Consider the following 23583-nt stretch of genomic DNA (forward strand, 5'->3'; position numbering starts at 1 on the left):
TCCCGCTCGGGCAAGGAGATGCCGGAAGGCGGCGCGCAGGGCCGCGATGGCCTCCCGTTTTCCACTGAGTCCGAAACGCCGGGCGCAGTCCTCCCATTCCCTTTGTTGTATCAGGCGGGCGACGGCGAGGGCGCTCCCCGCCTCGCCGATTGCTCCGTCGCTGGCGAGGGCCGAGAGCAGCACGGCGCGCAACGCGCCGAGGCTGGCATCGACGCCGCGGGCCGCATGGGCGACCGCTTCCGTCTCCCGCCGTTCCGCGGCGGTGGGCGCCTCGGGTACGGGGAGCCGGCGCAGTAGGGCGACGGCAAGCGCCGGGTCGAGGTCGCGTAGGGGGCCGCCGAGGAGCAGCGGCAGGCCCTCGCCGAAGCGTCGGCGGGCCGCCTCGGTCAGGGCCCTCCCCGCTTCGTTCAATGGTCGGAGCACCATCGCCGAGTGGGCGCCGCCGGCGTGGTCGCGGGTGAAACCGAGATGCACCGGTCGCAGGTCGCAGACATCCCAGAAGCGGAGCAGATCGGGGTCGACGCCGAAGCTGGCGCCGAGGGCGTCGCGGCCGCGGTGCCCGGCCTCCACTGCGGCCGCCTCTACTAGGCGGCGGCCGATGCCGTGGCCGCGCAGCGCCGGGTGGACGGCGATCCGCCGCACCCGGGCGAAGCGCCGCAAGGGTGCCTCCTCGATGCCGCCGTGGAGCGAAAGGGATTGGGCCAGCAGGTGGCCGCGGGGGCGGCGGCGGCCCTCGAAGATAGCGCGCGCGGTGACGGCGTCGAAGCCCCCCTCGTCGATGACCAGGGCCACGCCGACAATCCCGGACGGGGCGCGGGCGATCCACAGCGAGACGGCAGGGTCGTCGAGGAGCTGCTGCAGGTCGCCCGGCGTGGTGCGGTAGTGGGCGCTTACCAATAGGCCGAAGAGCTGGCGCAGGGTGGCTTCGTCGGCGGCCAGCCGTTGGGCCTGGAGGGGTTCGATGGTGACCCGTTCGGGGGGCGTGGCGGCGAGCGCCGCGTCGTCGACCGGGGCGGCATCGAGGCAGAGCAGGCGGAAGGTGAGCCGTTCCAACGGATCGTCGGCGCCCCAGCGCACCGGTGCCTCCAGCCGCCGCTCGCGCCAGCCGGGGGTGAGTCGGTCGAGGGTGGCGCGGAAACGGATCGCGAAGCCGCGGCCGCTCCCCTCGTAGCCGTGGACGGTGGTGGCGAAGACGATCCGGGCGTGTCGCTCCAGCAGCCGGTGGAGCAGCGGCGCGGGGATCGCCGCGGCCTCGTCCACCAGCAGCAGACGGCAGTCGGCGGGCTCCTCGATCAACCGATCCGGGGCGAGGAATTCGATGCTGCGCCCCTGCCACTCGATCCGTCCCCGGGTGGTTACGCAGCCGTGCAAACCGTCCGCCGCGTGGGCGAACAGCGCCGCCGCCGCGTCGGTGCGCGGGGCGGTCACCACCACCCGCTCCACCCCGTCGGCGAGCAGCCGTGCCGCCGCCATGCCGAGGGCCGCGGACTTGCCGCGGCCGCGGTCGGCGGTGACCACCAGCGGGCGGCGGCGGTGACCGTGGACCACCCGGGCGATCGCCTCGACCACCTGGATCTGCTCGTCGGTGGGCGTGGTGCCGCGGTCGGCCGCGGGCGCCACCACGGAGATCGACGGTGGTGGATCGTGCGCGCCGATCCAGCGTACCCCGTCGGCCCCGCGCAGTTGGCGTAGCAACCGTTGCAGGAACGGGGTGTTCCAGTCCTCGGACGGCGGGATCAGCAACAGCAGCGTGCCGCCCCCGCGTAGCGTGCCGGCGGCGGCGCCGAAGGCGTCGGGATCGAATGCTTGGTGGGCGTCGAAGAGCAGAACCCCACACTCGTCGCCGAGCAGGCGGTGGAACTTGGCGGGTGGTGCGCCGCGAATCCCGTGGGGCGGCGCGTCGCCGATCCACAGGGTGTCGGCCTCGGCGGAGGCCGTGCGGAGCAGCCGCTCGGCGATCGGGCGGGTGTCGGCGGGTCGGCCCTGGACGACCACCAGGTGGCGGTGCAACGAGGTCATCGCCGTGCCTCGCAATGGTGGGTTTCGCTGCGCTCTTCCCACCCTACGACGCTTCCCGCCCGATACCAGGGCCGTAGGGTGGGAAGCGCGCAGCGAAACCCACCGAACGGCGGAGGCCGACCTTGGTGGGAGGGGCTCCTCACAGCCGGCTGATCCGGTAGTCGAGGGGGTTGGAGCGCAGGCCGAGACGGATGCCGGCGGCGCCCAGCGCCCGACGCAACTGGGCCGGGGTGGCGGTGCGGTCGAGAAACGCGCCGATGGCGTTCTCGTATTTGGGGACCTCCAGCCGCAGGGCGGTGGGGAGCCGCCGGCGCAGCCGCGGGTCGTGGTTCCAGCCGCAGTCCCCCAGCTCCAGCGCGGAGACGAAGTTGGTGGTGATCGCGCCGCCGGGGGAGAGGTGGGCGAGCAGTTGGTGGAACCACTCGGCGTCGACGTGGACGGTGCGCCGCGGATCGCCGTCGCGGCCGCCGAAGAGGTCGTCGACGATCAGGTCGAAAGGGGCCTCGCGATGCTCGCCCAGCCACTGCAGGGCATCGCCCTCGACCAGTCGCACCCGCGGCAGGTCGAGGCCGAAGAAGCGGCGGGCCACCTCGATGTGGTGGGGGTCCCGTTCGACGCCGACGATCTTCACCGCCGGGAAGTAGTGGAGCAACTGGCGGGCCACCGCGCCGCCGCCGACGCCGAGCAGCAGCGCCCTGCGCAGCTCGCCGGGCGGATGGAGGAAGGCGGGCAGGGTGAGCAGGTCCCACACCCCGCCGGCCAGCGGCCGTCCGGGGTTGTACTGGCTGTGGAAGACGCCGTTGGTGTAGAGGCGCAGCGAGCGGCCCGCGCTACGCACCTCGTAGCGGTTCTCCTCCGCCTGGTGGAGCCAGATCAGCGCCATGGGAAAAAGGGCCGCGGAGTTGCGCGAAGGGGGAACCTTTCCCTCGGCGATTTGTTGAGAATCATCTGTCGGAGAATCACGGCCTTGAATGGATACCTGTAGGGCGGATTAGCGATAGCGTAATCCGCCGGGAACGGGGGCACCTTCGCCGCGGGCTGCTCCGATCCGGCGGATAACGCTATCGCTAATCCGCCCTACGTCATCGTTTCTGTTGGGTTCAATCGAACACCAGCCCGCCACCCATCAGGTGGCCGAAGGCGCCGCCGATGCGCAGGAACTCCTTGTCGAACTCCAGCAGCCAGTGCCCGCCGTCGTGCTCTAGCCGCTGCTGCACGATGCGCACCTGGCTGCGCTTGGCGGTGGCGGTGAGGCGGGTGATCAGCCGCTCGGCGTTCTCCCGCGAATGGAAGCGACACCGGTAGCGGTGGTAGACCCGCCCCTCCTCCTTGTACTGGCGCACCGAGTCGAACAGCCCGCCGAGGAACGCCTCGCCCAGTTGACGATGCAACTCGGCGTCGCGGGTGAGCCCCTCCTCGTCCATGAACAGCACCAGCCGAAGGATCCGGTTGGTGAAGTATTCGGGGGGCAGGTCGAGCATCTCGTGGGCGGTCAGACGGATGTCGGAGACGCTGGTGTTGCTGGTGACGTACTTGGCCCGCTTGGCCCGCGGCGAATCCTCCTTGAGCACGATCCCCTCGCGGCCGTCGTCGTTGATGGTGAGCAGGATCTCCTCCAGCGGCGCCACCTGGTCCAGCTCGAAGCGGCCGAAGATCTCCGGCTGCGGCAGGCGGTAGCGTTCGGCCAGCGCCATCCGCTCCGCCTGGGGCAGGAAGCCGGGCCGGTCGAGGCGCATCATGTCGAAGATGAAGAGCTTTACATCCTCCTCGACGTAGGGCGGATAGCCCTCCATGTAGGGGTTGCCGGGGCCGGCCATCTCGCCGCACAGCACCAGGTCGGGGTGGTCGTCGAACAGCGCCGGGTCGATGAAGTCGCCGGCGCGGTCGCAGGTGAAGGGGCAGATGAAGCCGCCGCGGGAGAGCCCGATCAGCTCGCCGTCGAGGCGGAAGATGCGCACGTTGTAGCCGTCCACCTTCTCCTCGGCCCACACCGGCGCCTCGAACTGCTCGGCCAGCCCACTGTCGAGGCGCAGCACCCGGCCGATCTGCGGGTAGCCGTAGACCGTCCGCCCGTCGAACAGCGCGGTGCCGCGCGGCACGCCGTGGATCACGTCGCGCAGGCGCTGGTAGCGCAGGCCGTAGTATTCCTCGTCGATGACGCGCCGCTTCTCCCGCGCCTCCACCAGGGAGGCCGCGTCGAGGGGCCGATAGGTCATGGTCGCTCTCCCCCGGATATGGGATCATGTGGCCGATTAATCAGGGATTTAACCCTATTTGGGGGCGGGTTTCCTCCTCTTCCCGAATTCTGGAGGCTATCCCATTTCGATGCGTCGACGATTTGACCAGGAAGGGTGGGCGGTGGCAATGGCGTCCGTGTGGTCGAGACGCCGTTTCACTGTAGGAGCGGCCCCTAGGCCGCGATGATTCGAAGCGCCTTACCTTGAGTGACCTGCGGGGTTGGCCGAGAGGGCGCCATCGCGGCCTAAGGGCCGCTCCTACAGGTTGCGTTTCCTGCCCCCCCGGAGCGGTCGTTCGTCCCCATCCACACGAGTAACGCCATGACCGAACCGCGCCACGACTGGAGCGTCGATGAGATCGAAGTGCTCTACGACCTCCCCTTCAACGACCTGCTGTTCCGCGCCCAGCAGCTCCACCGCGAGCGCTTCGACGCCAACGCGGTGCAGATCAGCTCGCTGATCAGCATCAAGACCGGCGCCTGTCCGGAGGATTGCGCCTACTGCCCGCAGAGCGCCCGTCACGAGCGCAGCGTCACCCCCGAGCGGCTGATGCCGGTCGACGAGGTGATCGCCGCCGCCCGCCGGGCCAGGGAGCGCGGTGCGGCGCGCTTCTGCATGGGGGCCTCGGGGAGCGCGCCGAAGGCGCGTGAGCTGGAGGCGATCGAGGCGATGATCCGCGGGGTCAAGGCGCTCGGCCTGGAGACCTGCGCCACCCTCGGCGCGCTCAACGCCGATCAGGCGCGCCGGCTGCGCGAGGCGGGGCTCGACTACTACAACCACAACCTCGACACCTCCCCCGAGTACTACGGCGAGATCATCACCACCCGCAGCTTCGACGAGCGGTTGGAGACCCTCGCCCATGTGCGCGAGGAGGGGTTGAAGGTCTGCTCCGGCGGGATCATCGGCATGGGCGAGGGGCGGCGCGACCGCTCCTCCATGCTCGCCGCCTTGGCGAGCCTCCCGGCGCACCCGGAGAGCGTGCCGATCAACCACCTGATCGCGTTGCCGGGTACCCCGCTGGAGGGGGTGGAGCCCCCCGATCCCTTCGACTTCGTGCGCACCATCGCGGTGGCGCGGATCGTCCTGCCGGCGGCCCATGTGCGCCTCTCGGCGGGGCGCGAGGGGATGAGCGACGAACTGCAGGCGCTGTGCTTCCTCGCCGGGGCCAACTCGATCTTCTACGGCGAGAAGCTGCTCACCGCCGGCAATGCCGCACCGGAGCGCGACCGCGCGCTGTTCGCCCGCCTCGGCCTGCGCGCCGAACACGAGAACCGCCCCGAACCCGCCGCCCCGCCCGCCGGTGACGCCGCCCTGTGGGGCCGCACCTGTTCCCACGCCCATTGAGCTTGGGCGGTAAAACGCGGAGGACGCAGAGACGCAGAGAACGCGGAGAAGAGAAAGCATTTTCTTCTTTGCGAACTCTGCGTCTCTGCTTCCTCCGCGTGATTCACGAGGACCGGATAAGGACCCCGCCGTGTTGGACCTGAACGACGAATTGGAGCGGCTGGCGGCCGAGGGGCTGTATCGGCGGCGGCGGGTGGTGGAGGCGGCCGACGGGCCGCTGCTGCGGGTCGACGGGCGGGAGGTGGTGGGCTTCTGTTCCAACGACTACCTCGGCCTGGCCGGCGACCCGCGGGTGGTGGCGGCGTTCCGGCGGGGGGCGGAGCGCTATGGCGTCGGCAGCGGCGCCTCGCACCTGATCAGCGGCCACTCGCGCGCCCATCACGAGCTGGAGGAGGCGCTGGCGGCCTTCACCGGGCGGCCGCGGGCGCTGCTCTTCTCCACCGGCTACATGGCCAACCTCGGCGTGGTCTCGGCACTCGCCGGGCGCCACGATGGGGTGGTCGAGGACCGCCTCAACCACGCCTCGCTGATCGACGCCGCCCGGCTCGCCGGGGCGCGCCTCAAGCGCTTCGCCCACAACGACCTCGATGCCGCCCGCGCCCGCCTCGCCGAGGGGGCGGCGCTGATCGCCATCGACGGGGTGTTCAGCATGGATGGAGACCTCGCCCCGCTGCCCGAACTGGCGGCGGCGGCGCAGGCCCACGGGGCGCGGCTGATGGTGGACGATGCCCACGGCCTCGGCGTCCTCGGCGCGGGTGGCGGCGGTTCGCTCGAACACTTCGGCCTGGGGCTGGCGGAGGTGCCGATCCTGATGGGCACCCTGGGCAAGGGGCTCGGCACCTTCGGCGCCTTCGTCGCCGGCGAGGAGGCGCTGATCGAGTACCTGATCCAGCGCGCGCGCAGCTACATCTACACCACCGCGCTGCCCCCGGCGGTGGCCGAGGCGACCCGCGAGGCGCTGCGCATCGCCGGCGAGGAGGGGTGGCGCCGCCAGCGTCTGGTGGAGCTGATCGCCCGTTTCCGTCGCGGCGCCGAAGAGCGCGGGCTGGCGCTGATGGACTCTCCCACCCCAATCCAGCCGCTGCCGGTCGGCGACAGCGCCGAGGCGCTGCGCCTCGGCGAACGGTTGCTGGAGCGCGGCCTGCTGGTCACCCCGATCCGTCCCCCCACCGTCCCCCGCGGCACCGCCCGGCTGCGCGTCACCCTCTCCGCCATGCACACGGAGGAGCAGGTGGAGCGCTTGCTGGATGCCTTGGTTTGATTCATTATCTATTCAACATCAATTCTCTTTTTTGTGCCTATGGTTTTAACGAATTGATTTTTAATAAAATTAAATAAATAACGTCGGATATTTTTCTATTCAACACTGGCGTAGGGTGTGCCGAGGTACGAGGCGCACCATCTTCGGGATGGCAAACCTGTTTGGCCGCCGAAGGCCGTACATCACCCAACGCGGTGCGCCTCGTACCTCGGCACACCCTACGCCCGGGCAACCGACTCATGGACCCGTCCCTCGAACGACTCTTTCGCACCGCGGCCGGTCCGCTGACCCAACCGGAGATCCGCGCCGCCCTGGGGGTCTCCCAGCCCACCGTCTCGCGCCTGTTGCGTGGCGCCGCGGAGCGGGTGATGCGTTTCGGCCGCGGCCGCGCGACCCGTTACGCCCTGACCGTCGAGCGGCCTGTGGGGGTCGGGCGTATCCCGCTCTACGCGGTGGATGCCAACGGTGTGCCCGAAGAGATCGCCCTGCTGCGCCCGCTGGCCGGCGACGGCTTCGGGGTGGCGGTGGAGGGGGCGCCGCCCGCGTGGCTGGCGGGGGAGTCGGGGGTGGGGTTGTTCGATGGGCTCCCCTATTTCGCCGACGACGCCCGTCCCCAGGGGTTCCTCGGCCGCGCCATCGCCCAGCATCTCGGCGCGCCCTATCCGCCCGATCCCACCGCCTGGAGCGGCGATACGGTGCTCCGCTATCTGCTGGAGTGGGGGGAGGACCTGCCGGGCAATCTGCTCTTCGGCGAGCGGGCGGTGGAGCGCTACGACGCGGCGCGCGGGCAGTTGGTGCTCCATCGCCGCGCCGATTATCCGCAGCTGGCGGAGCGGGAGCTGGCCGGCGGAGCGGTGGGCTCCTCCGCCGGCGGTGAGCAACCCAAGTTCGCGGTGGACTGCGCCGAGCGGGGGCCGGTGATCGTCAAGTTCTCACCGCCGGCGGGGGATGCCGTGGCCGACCGCTGGCGCGACCTGCTGGTGGCCGAGCAGCTCGCCCTGGCGACGCTGCGCGAGGCGGGGGTGGCGACCGCCGAGAGCGAGCTCCTGGAGATCGGCGGGCGCCTCTTCCTGGAGTCGGTGCGTTTCGACCGCACGCCCCGGGGTGGGCGCCTCCCGGCCCTGTCGTTGGCGGCGGTGGACGCGGAGTTCGTTGGCGACGGGCGGCGCTGGCCGGCGGTCACGGCGGCCTTGCTGCGGGCGGGACGGCTGGCGCCGGAGGCGCATCGGCAGGTGGTCCGTGCCCGGGCCTTCGGCGAGTGGATCGCCAACGGCGACATGCACCTCGGCAACCTCAGCCTCGCCCCGCAAGGCGACGGTTTCCGCCTGCTGCCGCTCTACGACATGCTGCCGATGCACTTCGCACCCGCCCGTGCCGAGGTGGTCCCGCGCGACTACCGGCCGCCACCGCGTCGGCGCGACATCGCCGAGGCGTGGCGGCCGATGGGGGAGGTGGCGCTGCGCTATTGGGGCCGGGTGGCCGCCGACGGGCGGATCGGCGACGGGTTCCGGCACATCGCCGAGCAGGCGCGGCAGGTCATCGATGAGGCGCTATCCGCGGAGTAGGTTGGCGCTACCGCGCCGACGCGAACGAAGGCAGCGGGCCTGAGGTCATGGTGATCGTTCCGGGCGGGGCGTCCCGCTCGGGAGGTGGGGCGGAACGGGAAAGACGCGGTGCCTCCGTTCGCGTCGGCGCGGTAGCGCCGACCTACGCGCCCTGCCGGCGCGGCAGGGTGTCCGAAGAGACACCGTCGGGCAGCCCGTAGGTCGGCGCTACCGCGCCGACGCAAACGAAGGCACCGATGGAGAATCCCGAGTCGAACCCGTCCGAACGGCACGGCCGGTTCGGAAAGCCCCCCGCGGCCCCGCCCCCGCAGCCCTCGTTTGCGTCGGCAAGGCATTGCCGACCTACGCGAACGGATGCATCTCCCCACCCTCAAACGAAGGTGTGGCGCCGGGGTGAACCACTCGCGAAGACGGGGCGTTACCGCCGCTCCACCAGCACGTAGGGCGCCCAGTGCCGCGGATCGCGCCGCTGCGGATCGTCGCTCTTGATCCACGCCAATCGGGTGGCGCGCAGCGCATCGGCGGGGGGCTGGTCCGGGTCCTCGAACCAGCGGCGGTAGAACTCCGCCATGAACTCCCGGCCGAGGGCGTCGTCGATGGGCCACAGAGTCATCATCACGTTGCGTGCCCCGGCGATGTGGAAGGCGCGCGTCAGGCCGAAGACCCCCTCGGTGTAGTCCACCCGCCCCTTGCCGGTATCGCAGGCCGAGAGGGTCACCAGCTCGGTCCCCTCCAGGTTGAGATCCTGGGCCTCCAGGGCGTAGAGGATGCCGTCCTCCCCCGCCGCGCTCCGCTTGCCCGCCATGCCCAGATTGGCCCCGGCCAGGGCGACCCCGGAGAGGGTCGCGGGGCGCTCGGTGCGCTCCCGGTTCTGATTGAGGAAGAAGCCGTGGGTGGCGAGGTGGAGCACCTTGGGGGGCGCCGACAGCCCCTTCAGGCGGGACTCGGTGGCTTCCCGGTCGCGGAACACCTGCGGTTGGTGGCGGTAGTGGTCCCAGAAATAGCGGGCCACCTCCTCGGCCTCGGCGCGGGTGTGAGCCAGCGTGGAGAAGGCGCCGCGCTCGTCGCGAAGGCGCTGGTTGGCGGCCAATAGCGGGGTTTGCGTCCCGGCTGCCGCGGTCCCCGGAGTCGTTGCCCCTTTCGTCTCCGGATAGGCGCCATAGTCGACGCCGCCGTAGGCCACCATGCCCTCCCCCGTCCGTCCCCGATGGGACGGAAGCAGGTCGCGACCGGTGCGCAGGCGGCGCAGGGACTGGCGCTCGGCCCAATAGCGGCCGTCGGCGAGACGCAGGCGCGCCAGGGGGGCCAGCTCCAGCGGGCCGTCGGGGGCCACGTAGAGCGGATCGTAGGTGGCGAGCCGCTGGTCCAGCTTGGCGAAGAGGGTGCGGTAGAGGTCGGCGGCGGCCTCGTCGGAGCCGGTCCGCGACAGTAGGGCCTGGGGAGCCGCCGACGCCTCGACCGGCCCCAGGTCCTCGATCCACAGCTCGGGGCCGTCGCCGGGGCTGGCCGGGAGGAGCAGGGCGAGCCAATGGAGTTCACCCGGCTCTCCGGTACGTAAATCCACCGGCTGGTAGCGTCGCAGTTCCAGCAGCGCCGAACCGCCCGGTAGCCGCTCCTGGACCCCCTCCCACTCCACGCTCCGCTCGGCCAGGTCGCCGACCAGCTCCGAGCCGAGCGCGTTCAGCTCGGCCTCGGCGCGCTCCAGTTCGGCGCGGGCGGTGGTCACCGCCTCCGGCTTGGGAGTTTCCAGATTGACTAATTGGGCAAGTGCCCCGCGCCGCGCCGCCACCGCCTTGGCCAGCCGCACCACCCGCTCATCCCGGCTGGTGCGGACCAGCCGCGCCAATCGCGCCTCCTGCTCCCCGGCCAACTGCTTCCAGCGCAGCAGCACATCGGCGGCGAGGCGCCGGGTCTCGGTGCCGGGATGGCGCAGGGCCAGGGAGAAGACCACGTCCTGGAAACGGGTCTCGGCGGTGAGGATACTGAGGCGGACCCGCTCCTGTTGGGTGGTAGTGAGCTGGAGCGAGACGAAACGGCGCAGGCGGGCGTCCATGCGGCGGAGCTGCCTGACCGCGGAGGGGATTTTCTCCTGGTTGATCAGGAGGACGATCCAGTTGAGTTGCGTGGAGAGCGTGTCGGGATGCGCCTCTCCCAGCACCCGCTCATGAGCCTCCAACCCGCGACGGTAGAGAGGTTCCGCCTCTCCATAACGGCCTTGGCGCTGATAGAGAAACGCTAGGTTGTTCGCGCTCACCAACGTATCCGGGTGCTCCTCGCCCAGCACCCGCTCACGCACCTCCAACGCCCGCCGGTAGAGCGGCTCCGCCTCGCCATAACGGCCTTGCGACTCATAGAGCGCCGCCAGGTTGTTCACGCTCCCCAACGTATCCGGGTGCTCCTCGCCCAACACCCGCTCAAGAACCGTCAACGCCCGCCGGCAGAGCGGCTCCGCCTCCCCATAACGGCCTTGGCGCTGATAGAGCGCCGCCAGGTTGTTCACGCTCCCCAACGTCTGCGGGTGCTCCTTGCCCAGCACCCGCTCACGCACCTCCAACGCCCGCCGGTAGAGCGGCTCCGCCTCTTCATGACGGCCTTGCGACTCATAGAGCGCCGCCAGGTTGTTCACGTTCACTAACGTATCCGGATGCTCCTTGCCCAGCACCCGCTCACTCACCTCCAACGCCCGACGGTAGAGCGGCTCCGCCTCTCCATAGCGGCCTTGCGACTCATAGAGCCCCGCCAAGTTGTTCACGCTCCCCAACGTCTGCGGGTGCTCCTTGCCCAGCACCCGCTCACGCACCTCCAACGCTCGACGGAAGAGCGGCTCCGCCTCTCCATAGCGGCCTTGCAACTCATAGAGCCCCGCCAGGTTGTTCACGTTCACCAACGTATTCGGATGCTCCTTGCCCAGCACCCGCTCACTCACCTCCAACACTCCACGGTAGAGCGTCTCCGCCTCTCCATAGCGGCCTTGCGACTCATAGAGCCCCGCCAGGTTGTTAATGCTCACCAACGTATCCGGGTGCTCCTTGCCCAGCACCCGCACACGCACCGCCAACGCCCAACGGTAGAGCGGCTCCGCCTCTCCATAACGGCCTTGGCGCTGATAGAGAAACGCCAGGTTGTTCGCGCTCACCAACGTATCCGGGTGCTCCTCGCCCAGCACCCGCTCACGCACCTCCAACGCCCGCCGGTAGAGCAGCTCCGCCTCGCCATAACGGCCTTGGGCGTTGATCGCAAACTCCAGACTGTTGAGTGCGATCAATGTCTGCTGGTGAGTCTCTCCCAGCCTGGTTAGGCAGTATCGGTAGGCAGCGAGGGCAGCCTGTTCCAGTAGTCGGTAATCGCCCTTTCGGTGTACCACCATCGCTAACCAGTTCAGACCTTCCGCCACCGCCTCATCGGTCGGGGTCTCGACCCCGTCGCCTTTAAACTGCTGAATCACCCACGAGACTAGCGGTTCCTCAGTCACCTCCTCAGCACCCGCGCCCACGGCGACCGCCAACGCCACCAGGAGCCCCACCCACCAACGCTTGAAACCAACCATCCTCCCTACCTCCCCGGATTCACCGGCACCACCCGCATCGCCCGAATCTCGCCCGCGGGGATCACCACCACCGACGGCTCGGCGCCACCTCCCGTCTTCACCAGATAGATCCGGCTCTTCCCCTCCACCAGCAGCCGGTAGCCGCCCTCCCGCAGCCACTCGGTCAGCCGCGTCAGCCGGGGAGCCGCTCCCCCCGTTCCCTTCTCCTCCTTCAGCCACACCCGAACCAGCGGGTAGTGGGTGAAGCCGCCGGCTGCATGCTCCCGGTAGTCGGCCCGCGCCGCGCCCCAGCCCAGGGCGTAGAGGCCGAGGAAGGCGAGGGGTAGCCAGAGCGGGAGCGCGCCGCGCAGCCACGCCGTCCAGCGGGCGCCGTGGCGGGGCCAGGCGAGCCGGCCGATCGCCAGCGGGATCAGCAGCCACCAGCCCCAGCGCAGGGCCCAGAAGCCGTAGATGAAGTGGTATTCGAGCGGGATCTCCAGCCCGATCAGCCCCAGGTTGAGGCGGTCGTAGAAGTGGTAGGCGTAGGACCAGCCGGCGGCGTAGAGCAGGGCGGTGGCCAGCGTGGTGAGGAGCGCCGCGAGCAGGGCGGGGTCGAGGGGGCGGGGGGCGCTCATCGCTCCTGCTCCGGCTGGTCCCCCAGCTGGCGCGGCTGGTCGGGGCCGTGGCCGAGCCGGCGGCAGGGTCGGCAGGCCCCTTCGCCCGCGGGGAGCTTTTGCCACTCGCCCTTCTCCACCGGTTCCCGCTCGCCGGTGGCGGCGTTGCGGCAGAAGCGGAGGGGGGCGGTCTGCAGGGGGCGCCGCTGCTCGACGCAGTCGAACCAGACGGCGTCGTCGGGGTCGGTGAGGCAGAAGCAGTCGTCGCCGGGGGCGGCGATGGGGAGCAGGGCGAGGAGGCAGAGCAGGGGGGTGCGCATGGTGGCCCTCCGTGGCGGTGGTATGGGGGGGATTATCCGTCATCGGGTGGGGATTTCCATTTCGTCGCGTCGCGTCCCGACCGCGGGTTCCTCGAATGCGTAGTGTCCCGTGGTGGGTATCGGTCTCGTAGGTCGGCGCTACCGCGCCGACGCGAACGAAGGCAGCGGGGCTGGGGTGATGACGCGCGTTCCGAGCGGTGCGTCCCGTTCGGGAGGCGTGGCGGAACGGGTCAAGGGCAGCGGGGTCTGAGGTGGTGACGCTCGTTCCGGGCGGGGTGTCCCGTTCGGGGGGCGTGGCAGAACGGGTAAAGGGCGGTGCCTCCGTTCGCGTCGGCGCGGTAGCGCCGACCTACGTGGGTTGGCGCGGCAGGGTCGCGCGGAGCACCAGGTAGCCGACGACGCCGGAGGCGAGGGAGCCGAGGACGATGCCCAGGCGGTCGTCGAACACCCGGTGGGCGAGGTTGCCCTCGAAGGCCAGGGAGCCGATGAAGAGGCTCATGGTGAAGCCGATGCCGCAGAGCACGGCGGTGCCGTAGAGGGTGCCCCAGGAGACGCCGTCGGGCAGCTTCGCCAGCCCGGCGCGGATCGCCAGCCAGCAGAAGCCGAAGACCCCCGCCTGCTTGCCGAGGAACAGCCCCAGGGCGATGCCGGTGGGCACCGGGTGGACCAGCTGCTCGACGCCGACGCCGGCGAAGTCGATGCCGGCGTTGGCGAAGGCGAACAGCGGCAGGATGAAGAAGGCGACCATCGCGTGGAGGTCGTGCTCCATCTCCTTCAGCGGCGAGCAGCCGGCGTTCTGGCTCACGCGGATCGGCACGAACATCGCCAGCACCACGCCGGTCAGAGTGGCGTGGACCCCCGACTTGAGCAGCGCCACCCACATCACGATGCCGACCACCATGTAGAGGCTCTTCGACTCCACCTCGCGCCAGTTCATCAGCGCCAGCAGCGGCAGGCAAAGCGCGACCACGGTGAGCGCGGAGACGGAGATGTTGTCGGTGTAGAAGAGCGCGATGATCAGGATCGCGCCGATGTCGTCGAAGATCGCCAGCCCGGTGAGGAAGATCTTGATCGAGGTGGGCACCCGCGAACCGAGGAGCGTCAGCACGCCGAGGGCGAAGGCGATGTCGGTGGCCGCCGGGATCGCCCAGCCGTCGAGGGTGGCGGGGTTGTGGGCGTTGAGGCCGACGTAGATCAGGGCGGGGATGGCCATGCCGCCGATGGCGCCGATGCCGGGGAGGATGACGTTGCGCCGGTCGGCCAGCTCGCCCTCGATCAGCTCGCGTTTGAGCTCCAGGCCGACGAGGAAGAAGAAGATCGCCATCAGCCCGTCGTTGATCCACAGCAGCAGCGGCTTGGCCACCTCGAGGGCGCCGATGCGCACCGCCACCGGGGTGTCGAGGAACAGGTTGTAGTAGCCGGCCAGCGGGGTGTTGGCGCAGATCATCGCGAGCACGGCGGCGGCCATCAGCAGGATGCCGCTGGCGGATTCCATCTTGAAGAAGGCGGCGAGGAAGGAGGCTGGGGTGTTGTCGTTCATGGTGTCGTTGGGGAGCTGGGGAGATCGACGGGTCACCTTACAGGATTTTTGGGACTGCGGCAGGGGGGGAGGGTTCCGTCGAAATCGGAACGAACGTTGGGTAGGGGGCGCCTGGCGGGGTTTGAAGGCGAAAGGTCAAAGGTCAAAGGGAAGAGTGGCCGTGCCAATCCCGAGCTTCGTCTTCAGGCTGTACGGCATGGATGGTTTTGGGGTCGTTGAACGAAGGCCCTTTGACCTTTCACCTTTCACCTTTGACCTGACGTTATTCGACAACTGCGGCGGTGCCGGTTGAGAGAGCCGTTCCGGCATCCCCCCTCGACCGCCGCCGGGAGCACCACCCGCACCACCAGGCCGCCATCGTTGTGCGCCTCGATCCGTCCGCGATGGGCCTCGGCGATGGTCCGGCAGGCGGCCAGCCCCATCCCCAGGGCCCCCTCCTTGGTGGAGTGGAAGGGCTCGAAGATCCGTGCCAGCTCCTCCTCCGCCACCCCCGGTCCGCAATCGCGCACCCGTAGTTCGATCGTCTCCCCTTCCAGTGGCCGGCCGTCGATCTCCACCACCCGACGCGCGGCGGGGAGGTCGCTTACCGCGTCGATGGCGTTGACGACCAGGTTGATCAGCATCTGCTGGAGCTGCAACGGGTCGCCGAGCAGCGGTGGCAGGTGGTCGAGGCGGTGGTGCAGGCGGACCCCTTGGCGGCGCAGCTTGCCGTCGAGCAGGGCGGCGACCGTGCCGGTCAGGAGGGTCGCCTCCACCGGTCGGGGTTCGGAGGGGTCGCCGCGCAGCAGGGCGCGCAGGCGATGGATGGTGGCGCCGGCCTGTCGCCCCTGCTGGGCGATCTGTTCGAGGATGGGGAGCAACTGTTCGGGATCAACCTCGCCGCGGCGCAGGCGGTTGGCGCAGCCGCCGGCGAAGTTGACCACCGCGGCCAGCGGCTGGTTGAGTTCGTGGGCCAGGGTGGTGGTGATCTCGTTGGCGGTGGTGAGCCGCTCGGCGCGGATCAGCCGCGCCTCCAGGTCGCGCTCACGGGCCTCCATGGCGAGCCGCTCGCGCAGGTCGCGGAAGATGCCGACGATGTAGTCGCGGCCGTCGAGGCGCAGCGGGGCGGCGTGGATCTCGACGGCGATCGCCTCGCCGTCCTTGTGGCGTATCTGCTGCTGGCCCAGATAGTTCTCGCCGCGGGCCAGGGTGGCGAAGGCCCGCTTCACCTCGGGCCACTCCGCCTCCGGGTGGAGCCGCTCGGCGCGCAGGCCGAGCAGCTCGTCGCGGCGGTAGCCGAGCAGCTCCTCGGCCTTGGGGTTGGCGTCGACGATCCGCTCGTCCGGGGCGGCGATCAGCACCGCGTCGCCGGCGCACGCCATGATCTCTCGGTAGCGCGCCTCCGAGCTCTCCAGGGCCTGCTGGGTGGCGGCCTCCTCGGTGACGTCGCGCATCACGTGGACCATTCCGGCGATTCCGTCGGCGGATTGGATCGGGGAGAGGACGACGTCGTAGCTGCGCGCCCCCCGGCGCAGCCGGATCGGGGCCGCCGGGTTGGGCTCGCCGCGGTCGATGGCGCGGCACACGGGGCAGTCGCCGCGAGGGCTGTCGGGGGCATGGAAGAGGGCGTGGAGGGGGCGGTCGACGCACTGCATGGCGGGGCGGTCGACGAGCAGGCGGGCGGCCCGGTTGACGCTGCGCACCTCGCCGCTGCCGTCCACCACCACGGTGGGGTCGGGGATCGCGTCGTAGCTGGTGGCGTCGTGGGCCATGGCGCGGAAAGGTTCGGTGAGGGTGAGGCGGACCACGGCGACGAAGAGCAGCCAATAGGAGGCGATCTTGGCCAGGTGGCCGGCGGTGAGGACGGGGTCGTCGATCCGCATGTAGTTGGTGAACAGGAATTCGGCGGCCATGGTGAGCAGGATGGCGGCACCGAGCAGCCGGCGCTGATGGAGGCCGATCTCCCCGCGGTGGCGCCACAGCCGGGCCAGGGCGAGGGCGAGCAGGGCGATGATCAGATATTCGCTGTAGATCTTGAACGGGGTGAGGCCGTAGCCCTCCACGTAGGCGTCAGGGAAACGGTCGTGGAGGATCAGCCAGTAGAGGCCGAGGCTCACCGCGGCGAAGGCGAGAAAGGCGTGACGGGGGGGGAACGGACGGCGCAGGAAGCTGGGGGCGGCGAGCAGCAGCAGCGCCTCGAAGCCGCGGGCGGCGATCCAGAACTGGGTGGCGTGGTTGGCGGTGTCGAGGGGGTAGAGCCCCATCCCCTCGAAAGAGAGGGTGTGGATCAGGTCGAGCATGCCGACCCAGAAGTAGCCGCTGCCGAGAAACATCAGCAGGTGGTTGCGGGAGAAGGGATAGGTGTTCCACGCCACCACCGCGGCGAGTATTCCGATGGCGACGGTGAAGAGTTCGGCAAGGGTGTGGAAAAGCAGTCCGTTGTGCCGGCTCAGATAGCCGAGGAAGAGCGCCATCAGCAGCGGCGGCAGCCAGACGAAGGTCGCCAGTCGGCCGTGCGGGGGGCTGAGGAGCAGTGAGGCGGCGATGGAGGGGGAAGCGGGCACGGGAGCCGTTGGAGCCTTGGGCCGGCGAGGTTGCCGGGTTTGCTTCCATCTTGTCAGTGTATCCGGCGGGTAGAAAGGGGTTGGATCACGTAGTGCCATGACGGTAACTACGGAACTCGCCGGGGGGTTGTGGGGGGGCGGTATGGGTGTCCGCGGTGTGGAGTCCTGCTGCGATTGCGCGAGGCGCCTGTGAGGATTTTCCGTAGGTCGGCGCTGCGGCGCCGACGCGAGCGAAGGCACCCCGCTTTCGTTGTTTCCACCGAGTTTTCCGATCGGGATGTTCCGTTCGGAAGGGCCGTCCCGGCCGGAAGCCCGCTGCCTCCGTTTGCGTCGGCGCGGTAGCGCCGACCTACGGCAGGCCGCTCAGCTGTTCGTTGAGCCGCTCCTCGATGCGCTTTTTGTAGTTGAGGAAGTGGATCGTCTGCACCTCGCCGCCGCCCTCTCCACTGAGCAGTTGGCCGATGTCCACGTCGGTGATGTAGAGCGGGTAGCGCTCGCCGTCGGCGCGGCGGGCGAGGATGTGGGCGGCCACCGCGCGGAACAGGCCCTCGCCGTACTCCAGGGAGGAGAACTCCCGCTCGTCGCAATAAAGGGTGAAGAGGCTCTGGCCGGTGCCGGCCCGTTCGCCGATCACCTGGAGGTTGAAGTAACGCCGATGGGGGGGCTCCGCCTTCGGCTGCACCGGGGTGATCTGCCAACGGCCGTCGGGGTCGCGGTCGATGCGGTGGTAGGCCACCTCGTCGTCGAGGACGTCGCTGCTCGGCAGCCCCTGGACGTAGTGGCGCCGCGGCAGCACCGAGAAGAAGAAGCGCTCGAAGTGGCTGAGCAGCACCGCATCCGAGCGGTACTCCACCTCCTGGTGGAAGAGCGAGCCGCGCTCGTCGAGGACGTAGACCCGGGCGAGCGGGCCGAGGGGTTGGTAGAAGAGCTGGATGCGTCCCGCCTGGTCGCGGCGGAAGAGGGTCGGCAGCGGGGTGTCGTCGAGGGTCCGCGGGTCGGCCGCCAGCGGGCTGTAGCGGGCCGCCGGCGCGGCCAGCCGCGCCATCAGCTCCTGGTGGGAGTCGTGGCGCTCGTAGTGCAGTGCCTCCCCCTCCACCCACAGCAGGTAGTGGGCACGGCCGAGCCGGATCAGGTAGCGCCCCTGGGCGGCGCCCTCCCGCGCGCCGTAGTAGTGCGCCACCACCTCGCCGACCACCCCCTCCAGGCGCCGCGCCAGCAGCTGCGAGCGTGGCGAGGTGTCGCCATGCACCTCCAGCTGCGGCGGCGCCTCGCCGCGGTGGGGCGGGGCCCAGCCGAGGTATTCGCACAGTGCGTCGAGCAGCGCGGTCTCGCCGGTGTGGCGGAAGGTGAGCACCTCGCGCCAGCTGGTCACCGCGATCAGGTCGCAGGAGACCACCAGGTTCTCCTCCTGGCTGCCGAAGCGCAGCGGATCGTTGCGCGCGCTGGCGATCTGGATCCCGCGCCGGGTGTGGTGGGCCAGCGGGTCGAGGGCGACGTTGACGAAGAGCGCCGCGCGCAGCACCCGCGGCGACCGGGCCAGCTCGTCGAGGGAGCCCCCTTCGAGGCTCCCCGCCGGCGCGGTCTGCTCCAGATAGCGCAGGATGGCGCTCACCTCGCGGTCGGCGGGACGGTCGTCGTGGGGGTGGAAATGGAGCGCGGTGTCGGCGCCGATCAGCCCGTTGTAGTGGCACCAGGCGAGCAGCTCCACCAGCGAGCGGGTGCGGCGCAGCGGCTCGCGCCCCTCGCGGCGGGCGGTGTCCACCGTGCCGCGGTAGAGCGACCAGGTGCCGAGCGGGCCGCCCAGCCGGTGGATCGACAGGGCCTCCTCGGCCAGCCGGTCGGAGATGCCGGGGTTGATCAGTTCCACCTTGCCCGCCTTGCGTTCGAAGGCGGCGTGGAGCTTGTTGCCGAGCAGCGCCAGATCGCCCTGGCCGATGGCCATCGCCTCGCCGTGGCGGCGGCCGAACTCGGAGAGGCGGCGGTAGCCGGCGATGAAAGCACCGACCAGGGCGCGCCGCTCCTCCATCACCCGGTCGGCCTTCCAGCCGCAGCGGGAGTCGAGGAAGCGCAGGTGGGGGGTGTCCCAGCCCCAGCCCTGGGTGATGGCGCGCAGCCGGCGGCGGCGCGGGTTCTCCTCGCGATGGGCATCGGCGAGCGGTTCGCCCACCTTGAAGTAGAAGGCGCGGCGGGCCAATTCCAGTCGCTCCTGCTCGTCCCGCGCCGCCAGGTACTCCTCCACGTAGCGGCCCATCAGCAGGTAGGGGTCGAGGGTATCGGCGAGGGTGTCGGCGGAGGCGTCGCTCTCCTCCCACACGGCGCGCTTGAGGCGCTGGCTGAGCAGCTCGCCGTCGGGGTAGCCGGCGGCATAGCCCTCCATCACCAGGATCTTCAGCAGCGACTTGTAGGGGGCGTCGATCCCTTTATAGAGCTGCCACAGGGTGGCGCCGTAGAATTCCCCCGGCGGCACCCGGCCGAGGCCGCCGAAGTCCACCACCGCCTCGCGCTCGAGCACCCCGCGACGGATCAGGTCCTCCAGCGCCGCGCCGTAGTCGCGCTCGCGCTCCGGCGGTACCAGCCACCAGGCGGGCGGGTGGCCGGCGATCAGCTGGGCGGTGCGGTAGAACTCGTCGAGCAGCAGGTGGTGCTGGGCGCTGCCGCTGCTCTCGTCGGTGACCACGCCGTGCAGACCGGCGCGGAACTCCCCCTCCTCCACCAGGAAGAAGTGGGCCTCCACCCCGAGGGTGGCGGCCCACTCCTCGAGCAGCCAGCACTTGCGCATCAGTGCCTCCAGATCCCGCGGTTCCAGGTTGGGCGGGATGCACACCCAGAAGTCCAGGTCGCTCGCCGGGGACTGGGCGATGGAGCCGGCCGAGCCCATCAGGAAGAGGGCGCGGATGCGATAGGCGCGCAGCATCTTGTGGGTGTAGTCGAAGCCGGGGTGGAGAGCGCGGGCGGCGTCGAGGATCGCCGGCGAGGGGCGGTAGTCGGGGATCGCCGCGGGGGCCAGTTCGGAGAAGAAGCCGGGGAGCTTGGGGTCGTTGATGTGGAAGAGCAGCGGGATCAGGTCGAGGAACAGCCGCTGCGGCTCGCCGAGGGCCTCGCGGGTGCGTTTAAGCCGCTCCTGGTTGAGGGAAAGGAAGCGCCCGCGCACCGCCTGGAGGGTGGCGGGATCGGGTGGGCGTGGGACGGCGTTGGCATGGGTCATGGGCAATCACGGGGCGGCGGGAGCACCACCGGATTGTAATCAATTGTTATCGCCTGCGGGGCGGCGGCGGTCCCGCGGTTGGCGCCGGCCGTCGGGGGGACTGTTTGGCTTGGGCTGCAAAACGCAGAGGACGCAGAGACGCAGAGAACGCGGAGAAGAGGAATTTTTTCTTTGCGAACTCTGCGCCTCTACGCACTCCGCGTTGATCATGAGGCGTGGAAAAGGACCCCGGGGGACTCAGCGTTGGTAGGTGGCGGTCAGCTCGGCGACGCCCAGCTTGTGCTGGTTGAGCATGAAACCGACCAGCGCGGCGGAGGCCTCGGCGGGGAGGTCGAGGTGGTCGACGTCGAGGGCGAACAGGCGGAACCGGTAATGATGCGGCTGGTCGCCTTTGGGCGGGCAGGCGCCGCCGAAGCCGTGGCTGCCGTAGTCGGTGCGCCCCTGGACGGCGCCGGCGGGGGCGAGCAGGGCGGCGGGGTCGCCGGCGTTGGCGGGCAGCTCGCGGGTCGCCACCGGGATGTTGTAGAGCACCCAGTGCCACCAGCCGCTGCCGGTGGGGGCGTCGGGGTCGTAGACGGTCAGCGCGAAGCTCTGGGTGGCCTCGGGGGCGCCGTTCCAGGCGAGCTGCGGCGAGAGGTTCTCGCCGTCGCAGCCGAAGCCTTTGTACTCCTGGGCCTTGGGCATCGGCTGGCCGGCGTGGATGTCGTTGCTGGTCAGCTCGAAGGCGTGAACGGCGGGGGCGGCCGTGACGGCGGCGGCGAGCAGCAGGGGGGTGAACGGGTTCATCGGTGGTGACTCCTTTTTCGGGTTGGAAGGACCGTAGGGCGGATTAGCGATAGTGTAATCCGCCGCATCGAGGCTGCCGCGGGCGAAGGGGCCTTCGCTCTTTCGTATGACGATGCCTCGTCGTCGATGCGGTAGTGTTCGGAGGCGGCGTGCCAGCGTGCCGTCGTGGTGCCTTCGACCATGGCGGATTACGCTATCGCGAATCCGCCCTACGTTCGACGGTGGTGAGGTTAACCCCGCCGCGAAGGGCCGCCTCGCCTCAAACGCTCGCCATCTCCCCGTTTTCGCTCTCCCGGCTCCGTTTCAGCTCCGCCGGGGTGAGGCCGAAGCGCAGCTTGAAGCGTTCGCTGAAGCGGGAGTGGGAGCGGTAGCCGACCGCCTCGGCGACCCGTCCCACCGGCCAGAAGGTCTCCTGCAGCAGCGCCAGGCCGGCCACCATGCGCACCTCCTCCAGCACCTCGCGGAAGCCGCTCCCCTCCTCCTGCAGGCGGCGGCGCAGGGTCGAGTCGCCCAGGTTGAGGCGGCGGCTCACCTCGCCCGCCTCCCACTCGCGGGCCGGATCGAGGGCACGCAGGCGGCGCAGTGGGGTGGTCATGAGGCGAGCCTCCGTGCGGGAGGCGGCGGTGCCAGTGCCTCGTGCAGTGCCGCGCGCAGGCGCTCCACCACCTGTTCGCCGGCATCACCGGAGCGCAGCAGCGCCAGTTCGATGTCGGGCAGCGGCGGCAGGCCGCGCTCGATCACCCGCAGCTCCGGCTCCAGCCAGCGGTCGGTGCGCACGCCGACGCCGAGACCGGCGCGCAGCGCGGCGCGGATACCGGCGAGGCTGGGGGTGGAGAGGGCGATGCGCCAGTCGCGGCCGGCGCCGTCGAGGGCGGCGAGCACTGCGTTGCGGAACAGGCAGGGGCCGATCGGCAGCACCAGCGGCAGCGGCCGGTCGGCATCGATGGTGCGCTCGGCGGCGGTGACCCACACCCGGCGCATACGCTCGATCACCTCGCAGCCGGTGGTGCCGCCGGCGGCCGTGCCCGGCTCCTGGAAGAGCACCGCCAGCTCCAGCTCGCCCCGCTCCACCGCCTCGCGCAGCCGCAGGTTGGCGTCCACCCGCACCTCCAGGTGGACGCCGGGGTGAAGACGGGTGAAGTGGGCGAGCAGTTCGGCCAGGCCGCCGTCGGCCACCTCCTGGGCGGCGCCGAGGCGCACGCTGCCCTGCAGGCGGGTCTCGGCCAGCGCCGCCAGCGCCTCGTCGTTCAGCGCGAGCAGCCGGCGGGCGTAGCCGAGCAGCAGCTCGCCGCGCTCGGTGGGGGCGACGCCGCGGGTGGTGCGCGCCAGCAGCGGGGTCTCCAGCCGCTCCTCCAGCCGCTTGATCTGCTGGCTGACGGTGGACTGGCTGCGGTGCAGCCGCCGGCCGGCGTGGGTGAAGCCGCCCCCTTCGACCACGGCGACGAAGGCGCGCAACAGTTCGGGTTCCAGGTCTCGCATGGGTCTATTCGAAAAATGGATGAGTGGGATTCGATTTAATCGTTTCCGAAATCATTGGCCCGAGCCTACGCTCTCCCTCACCCAAGTCAAGGAGCGTTGTCATGCCGTATGCCGATCTTCTCGTTCACCCGACCGTCACCCCCGTCCAGGCCGAAGTGTTGACCGTCGGCATCACCGATGCGCTGGTGGAGTGCGTCGGCAAGCGCCGCGAGGTGACCGCGGTGCGGATCGCCCCCGCCGCGGCGGTGCGCTGGACCATCGGCGGTGAACCGCCCGCCGAGCCCACCGCCTTTCTGGAGGTGAAGATCACCGCCGGCAGCAACGATGCGCAGGAGAAGGCGGCGCTGATCGACCGTCTCGACGGGCTGTTGCGCGAGGTGCTCGGCGGCTTGGCGGAGGCGAGTTACATCGTCGTTCACGAGCTACCGGCGGAGAGCTGGGGCTACGCCGGGGTGACCCGGGCGGCGCGGCGGGCGGGTGCCCGATGAGCGGGGAGCATCCGTTCCATGCCGGCGAGCTGGCCGCCCAGCAGCGCTTCAACGAGGGGTGGGACGAAGGGCGTGCCGTGCGTCTCGGGCGGATCGTCGGCCACGCGCTGGACGAGGAGAAGGCGCTCTTCATCGAGGGGCTGCCGATGTTCTTTCTCGCCACCGCCGATGCCGAGGGGCGTTGCGATTGCAGCTTCAAGGGGACCGAGGCGGGGGCGGACGGCGCGCCGCTGCCGGTGGCGCGGGTGGTGGAGCCGCGGCGCCTGTGGTTCCCGGACTATGCGGGCAACCGGATGTTCAACTCGCTCGGCAACCTGCTGGTGAATCCCCACGTGGGCCTGCTGTTCATCGACTTCGCGGCGCAGACGCGGCTGCGGGTCAACGGCTCGGCGCGGCTGCTCGACGAGCCGGCGGCGTGGTCCGGGTGGTGGCCGGCGGCGCCGCGGGCGGTGGAGGTGGCGGTGGAGGAGGTCTATTGGAACTGTCCGAAGCGCATACCCCCTTTGCACCTGTAGGAGCGGTCCTAGGCCTGCCCTTTACCCACAAATCGGCCATCAGCGCCCCCGGGATGCGCTCAGGCAAGGCGCCGTCCGCCGGGAATGGCGAGCCCTTCCCAAGGACGGCAACGCCGCATGAGCGCATCCGGGGGGCGCCCG

General features: G+C 70.3%; 17 protein-coding genes. 5 read left to right on the plus strand and 12 right to left on the minus strand.

Annotated elements, in window-relative coordinates; all coding sequences use genetic code 11:
• The 3 genes from ACYQ2W_RS18495 to ACYQ2W_RS18505 all read right to left on the minus strand — a co-directional run.
• The coding region (locus tag ACYQ2W_RS18495; RefSeq protein WP_459870447.1) for a tRNA(Met) cytidine acetyltransferase TmcA at window positions 1-2019 on the minus strand (2019 nt) is incomplete at its 3' end.
• Window positions 2020-2158: 139 nt separating this feature from the next.
• Complete coding sequence (locus ACYQ2W_RS18500; RefSeq protein ID WP_459870450.1) at window positions 2159-2902, minus strand: spermidine synthase; 744 nt, start codon at window positions 2900-2902, stop codon at window positions 2159-2161.
• 217 nt (window positions 2903-3119) lie between these two features.
• A complete protein-coding gene (locus ACYQ2W_RS18505; RefSeq protein ID WP_459870453.1) occupies window positions 3120-4235 on the minus strand; it encodes an RNA ligase in 1116 nt (371 codons plus the stop codon).
• 342 nt (window positions 4236-4577) lie between these two features.
• Between ACYQ2W_RS18505 and bioB the strand changes: the two genes are divergently transcribed.
• The 3 genes from bioB to yjjJ all read left to right on the plus strand — a co-directional run bounded on the left by bioB (window position 4578) and on the right by yjjJ (window position 8426).
• Window positions 4578-5600: a biotin synthase BioB gene (gene bioB, locus ACYQ2W_RS18510; protein ID WP_459870455.1), complete on the plus strand. Its 1023-nt coding sequence runs from the start codon at window positions 4578-4580 to the stop codon at window positions 5598-5600.
• A 130-nt stretch (window positions 5601-5730) separates the two neighbouring features.
• Window positions 5731-6861: an 8-amino-7-oxononanoate synthase gene (bioF, locus tag ACYQ2W_RS18515; protein WP_459870458.1), complete on the plus strand. Its 1131-nt coding sequence runs from the start codon at window positions 5731-5733 to the stop codon at window positions 6859-6861.
• 239 nt (window positions 6862-7100) lie between these two features.
• Window positions 7101-8426, plus strand: a complete 1326-nt coding sequence (yjjJ, locus tag ACYQ2W_RS18520) for a type II toxin-antitoxin system HipA family toxin YjjJ (protein WP_459870460.1) — start codon at window positions 7101-7103, stop codon at window positions 8424-8426.
• A 418-nt stretch (window positions 8427-8844) separates the two neighbouring features.
• Here the strand turns inward: yjjJ and ACYQ2W_RS18525 are convergent, their stop codons facing one another.
• From ACYQ2W_RS18525 to ACYQ2W_RS18565, 9 genes are all read right to left on the minus strand, one after another.
• Window positions 8845-11973 carry a CHAT domain-containing protein gene (locus tag ACYQ2W_RS18525; protein ID WP_459870462.1) on the minus strand — a complete coding sequence of 1043 codons (3129 nt, stop codon included), beginning with the start codon at window positions 11971-11973 and terminating at the stop codon, window positions 8845-8847.
• Between the two features lie 5 nt (window positions 11974-11978).
• Window positions 11979-12587, minus strand: coding sequence for a hypothetical protein (locus ACYQ2W_RS18530; RefSeq protein WP_459870465.1), 609 nt, complete (start codon window positions 12585-12587; stop codon window positions 11979-11981).
• Window positions 12584-12886 carry a hypothetical protein gene (locus ACYQ2W_RS18535; protein WP_459870468.1) on the minus strand — a complete coding sequence of 101 codons (303 nt, stop codon included), beginning with the start codon at window positions 12884-12886 and terminating at the stop codon, window positions 12584-12586. Before ACYQ2W_RS18535 ends, ACYQ2W_RS18530 begins: the two co-directional genes overlap by 4 nt.
• 349 nt (window positions 12887-13235) lie before the next feature.
• The gene (gene nhaA / locus ACYQ2W_RS18540; RefSeq protein ID WP_459870470.1) at window positions 13236-14462 is read right to left on the minus strand and encodes a Na+/H+ antiporter NhaA; all 1227 of its coding nucleotides are present in this window, start codon (window positions 14460-14462) and stop codon (window positions 13236-13238) included.
• A 209-nt stretch (window positions 14463-14671) separates the two neighbouring features.
• A complete protein-coding gene (locus ACYQ2W_RS18545; RefSeq protein WP_459870473.1) occupies window positions 14672-16969 on the minus strand; it encodes an MASE3 domain-containing protein in 2298 nt (765 codons plus the stop codon).
• A gap of 349 nt (window positions 16970-17318) precedes the next feature.
• On the minus strand, window positions 17319-20174 hold the full coding sequence (locus ACYQ2W_RS18550) for a class I adenylate cyclase domain-containing protein (RefSeq protein WP_459870475.1): 2856 nt from the start codon (window positions 20172-20174) through the stop codon (window positions 17319-17321).
• Between the two features lie 237 nt (window positions 20175-20411).
• Complete coding sequence (locus ACYQ2W_RS18555) at window positions 20412-20960, minus strand: YbhB/YbcL family Raf kinase inhibitor-like protein (RefSeq protein WP_459870477.1); 549 nt, start codon at window positions 20958-20960, stop codon at window positions 20412-20414.
• 259 nt (window positions 20961-21219) lie between these two features.
• Window positions 21220-21555: a helix-turn-helix transcriptional regulator gene (locus ACYQ2W_RS18560; RefSeq protein WP_459870480.1), complete on the minus strand. Its 336-nt coding sequence runs from the start codon at window positions 21553-21555 to the stop codon at window positions 21220-21222.
• Complete coding sequence (locus ACYQ2W_RS18565; RefSeq protein WP_459870483.1) at window positions 21552-22439, minus strand: LysR family transcriptional regulator; 888 nt, start codon at window positions 22437-22439, stop codon at window positions 21552-21554. Before ACYQ2W_RS18565 ends, ACYQ2W_RS18560 begins: the two co-directional genes overlap by 4 nt.
• Before the next feature lie 101 nt (window positions 22440-22540).
• On the opposite strand from ACYQ2W_RS18565, the gene ACYQ2W_RS18570 reads away from it, so the two are divergent.
• Both ACYQ2W_RS18570 and ACYQ2W_RS18575 read left to right on the plus strand, forming a co-directional pair.
• Window positions 22541-22927: a tautomerase family protein gene (locus ACYQ2W_RS18570; protein ID WP_459870486.1), complete on the plus strand. Its 387-nt coding sequence runs from the start codon at window positions 22541-22543 to the stop codon at window positions 22925-22927.
• The gene (locus ACYQ2W_RS18575; protein WP_459870489.1) at window positions 22924-23442 is read left to right on the plus strand and encodes a pyridoxamine 5'-phosphate oxidase family protein; all 519 of its coding nucleotides are present in this window, start codon (window positions 22924-22926) and stop codon (window positions 23440-23442) included. Before ACYQ2W_RS18570 ends, ACYQ2W_RS18575 begins: the two co-directional genes overlap by 4 nt.
• Window positions 23443-23583: the final 141 nt, after the last annotated feature.

It is taken from the genome of Endothiovibrio diazotrophicus (assembly GCF_054657215.1).

Excerpts from the sequence above, each read along its gene's own strand:
- ACYQ2W_RS18550 (WP_459870475.1), bottom strand. The coding sequence starts at position 20,174 with ATGACCCATGCCAACGCCGTCCCACGCCCACCCGATCCCGCCACCCTC.
- ACYQ2W_RS18525 (WP_459870462.1), bottom strand. The coding sequence starts at position 11,973 with ATGGTTGGTTTCAAGCGTTGGTGGGTGGGGCTCCTGGTGGCGTTGGCG.
- ACYQ2W_RS18565 (WP_459870483.1), bottom strand. The coding sequence starts at position 22,439 with ATGCGAGACCTGGAACCCGAACTGTTGCGCGCCTTCGTCGCCGTGGTC.
- yjjJ (WP_459870460.1), top strand. The coding sequence starts at position 7,101 with ATGGACCCGTCCCTCGAACGACTCTTTCGCACCGCGGCCGGTCCGCTG.
- ACYQ2W_RS18505 (WP_459870453.1), bottom strand. The coding sequence starts at position 4,235 with ATGACCTATCGGCCCCTCGACGCGGCCTCCCTGGTGGAGGCGCGGGAG.
- ACYQ2W_RS18560 (WP_459870480.1), bottom strand. The coding sequence starts at position 21,555 with ATGACCACCCCACTGCGCCGCCTGCGTGCCCTCGATCCGGCCCGCGAG.
- ACYQ2W_RS18570 (WP_459870486.1), top strand. The coding sequence starts at position 22,541 with ATGCCGTATGCCGATCTTCTCGTTCACCCGACCGTCACCCCCGTCCAG.
- ACYQ2W_RS18555 (WP_459870477.1), bottom strand. The coding sequence starts at position 20,960 with ATGAACCCGTTCACCCCCCTGCTGCTCGCCGCCGCCGTCACGGCCGCC.
- ACYQ2W_RS18530 (WP_459870465.1), bottom strand. The coding sequence starts at position 12,587 with ATGAGCGCCCCCCGCCCCCTCGACCCCGCCCTGCTCGCGGCGCTCCTC.
- ACYQ2W_RS18500 (WP_459870450.1), bottom strand. The coding sequence starts at position 2,902 with ATGGCGCTGATCTGGCTCCACCAGGCGGAGGAGAACCGCTACGAGGTG.
- ACYQ2W_RS18575 (WP_459870489.1), top strand. The coding sequence starts at position 22,924 with ATGAGCGGGGAGCATCCGTTCCATGCCGGCGAGCTGGCCGCCCAGCAG.
- ACYQ2W_RS18535 (WP_459870468.1), bottom strand. The coding sequence starts at position 12,886 with ATGCGCACCCCCCTGCTCTGCCTCCTCGCCCTGCTCCCCATCGCCGCC.
- bioB (WP_459870455.1), top strand. The coding sequence starts at position 4,578 with ATGACCGAACCGCGCCACGACTGGAGCGTCGATGAGATCGAAGTGCTC.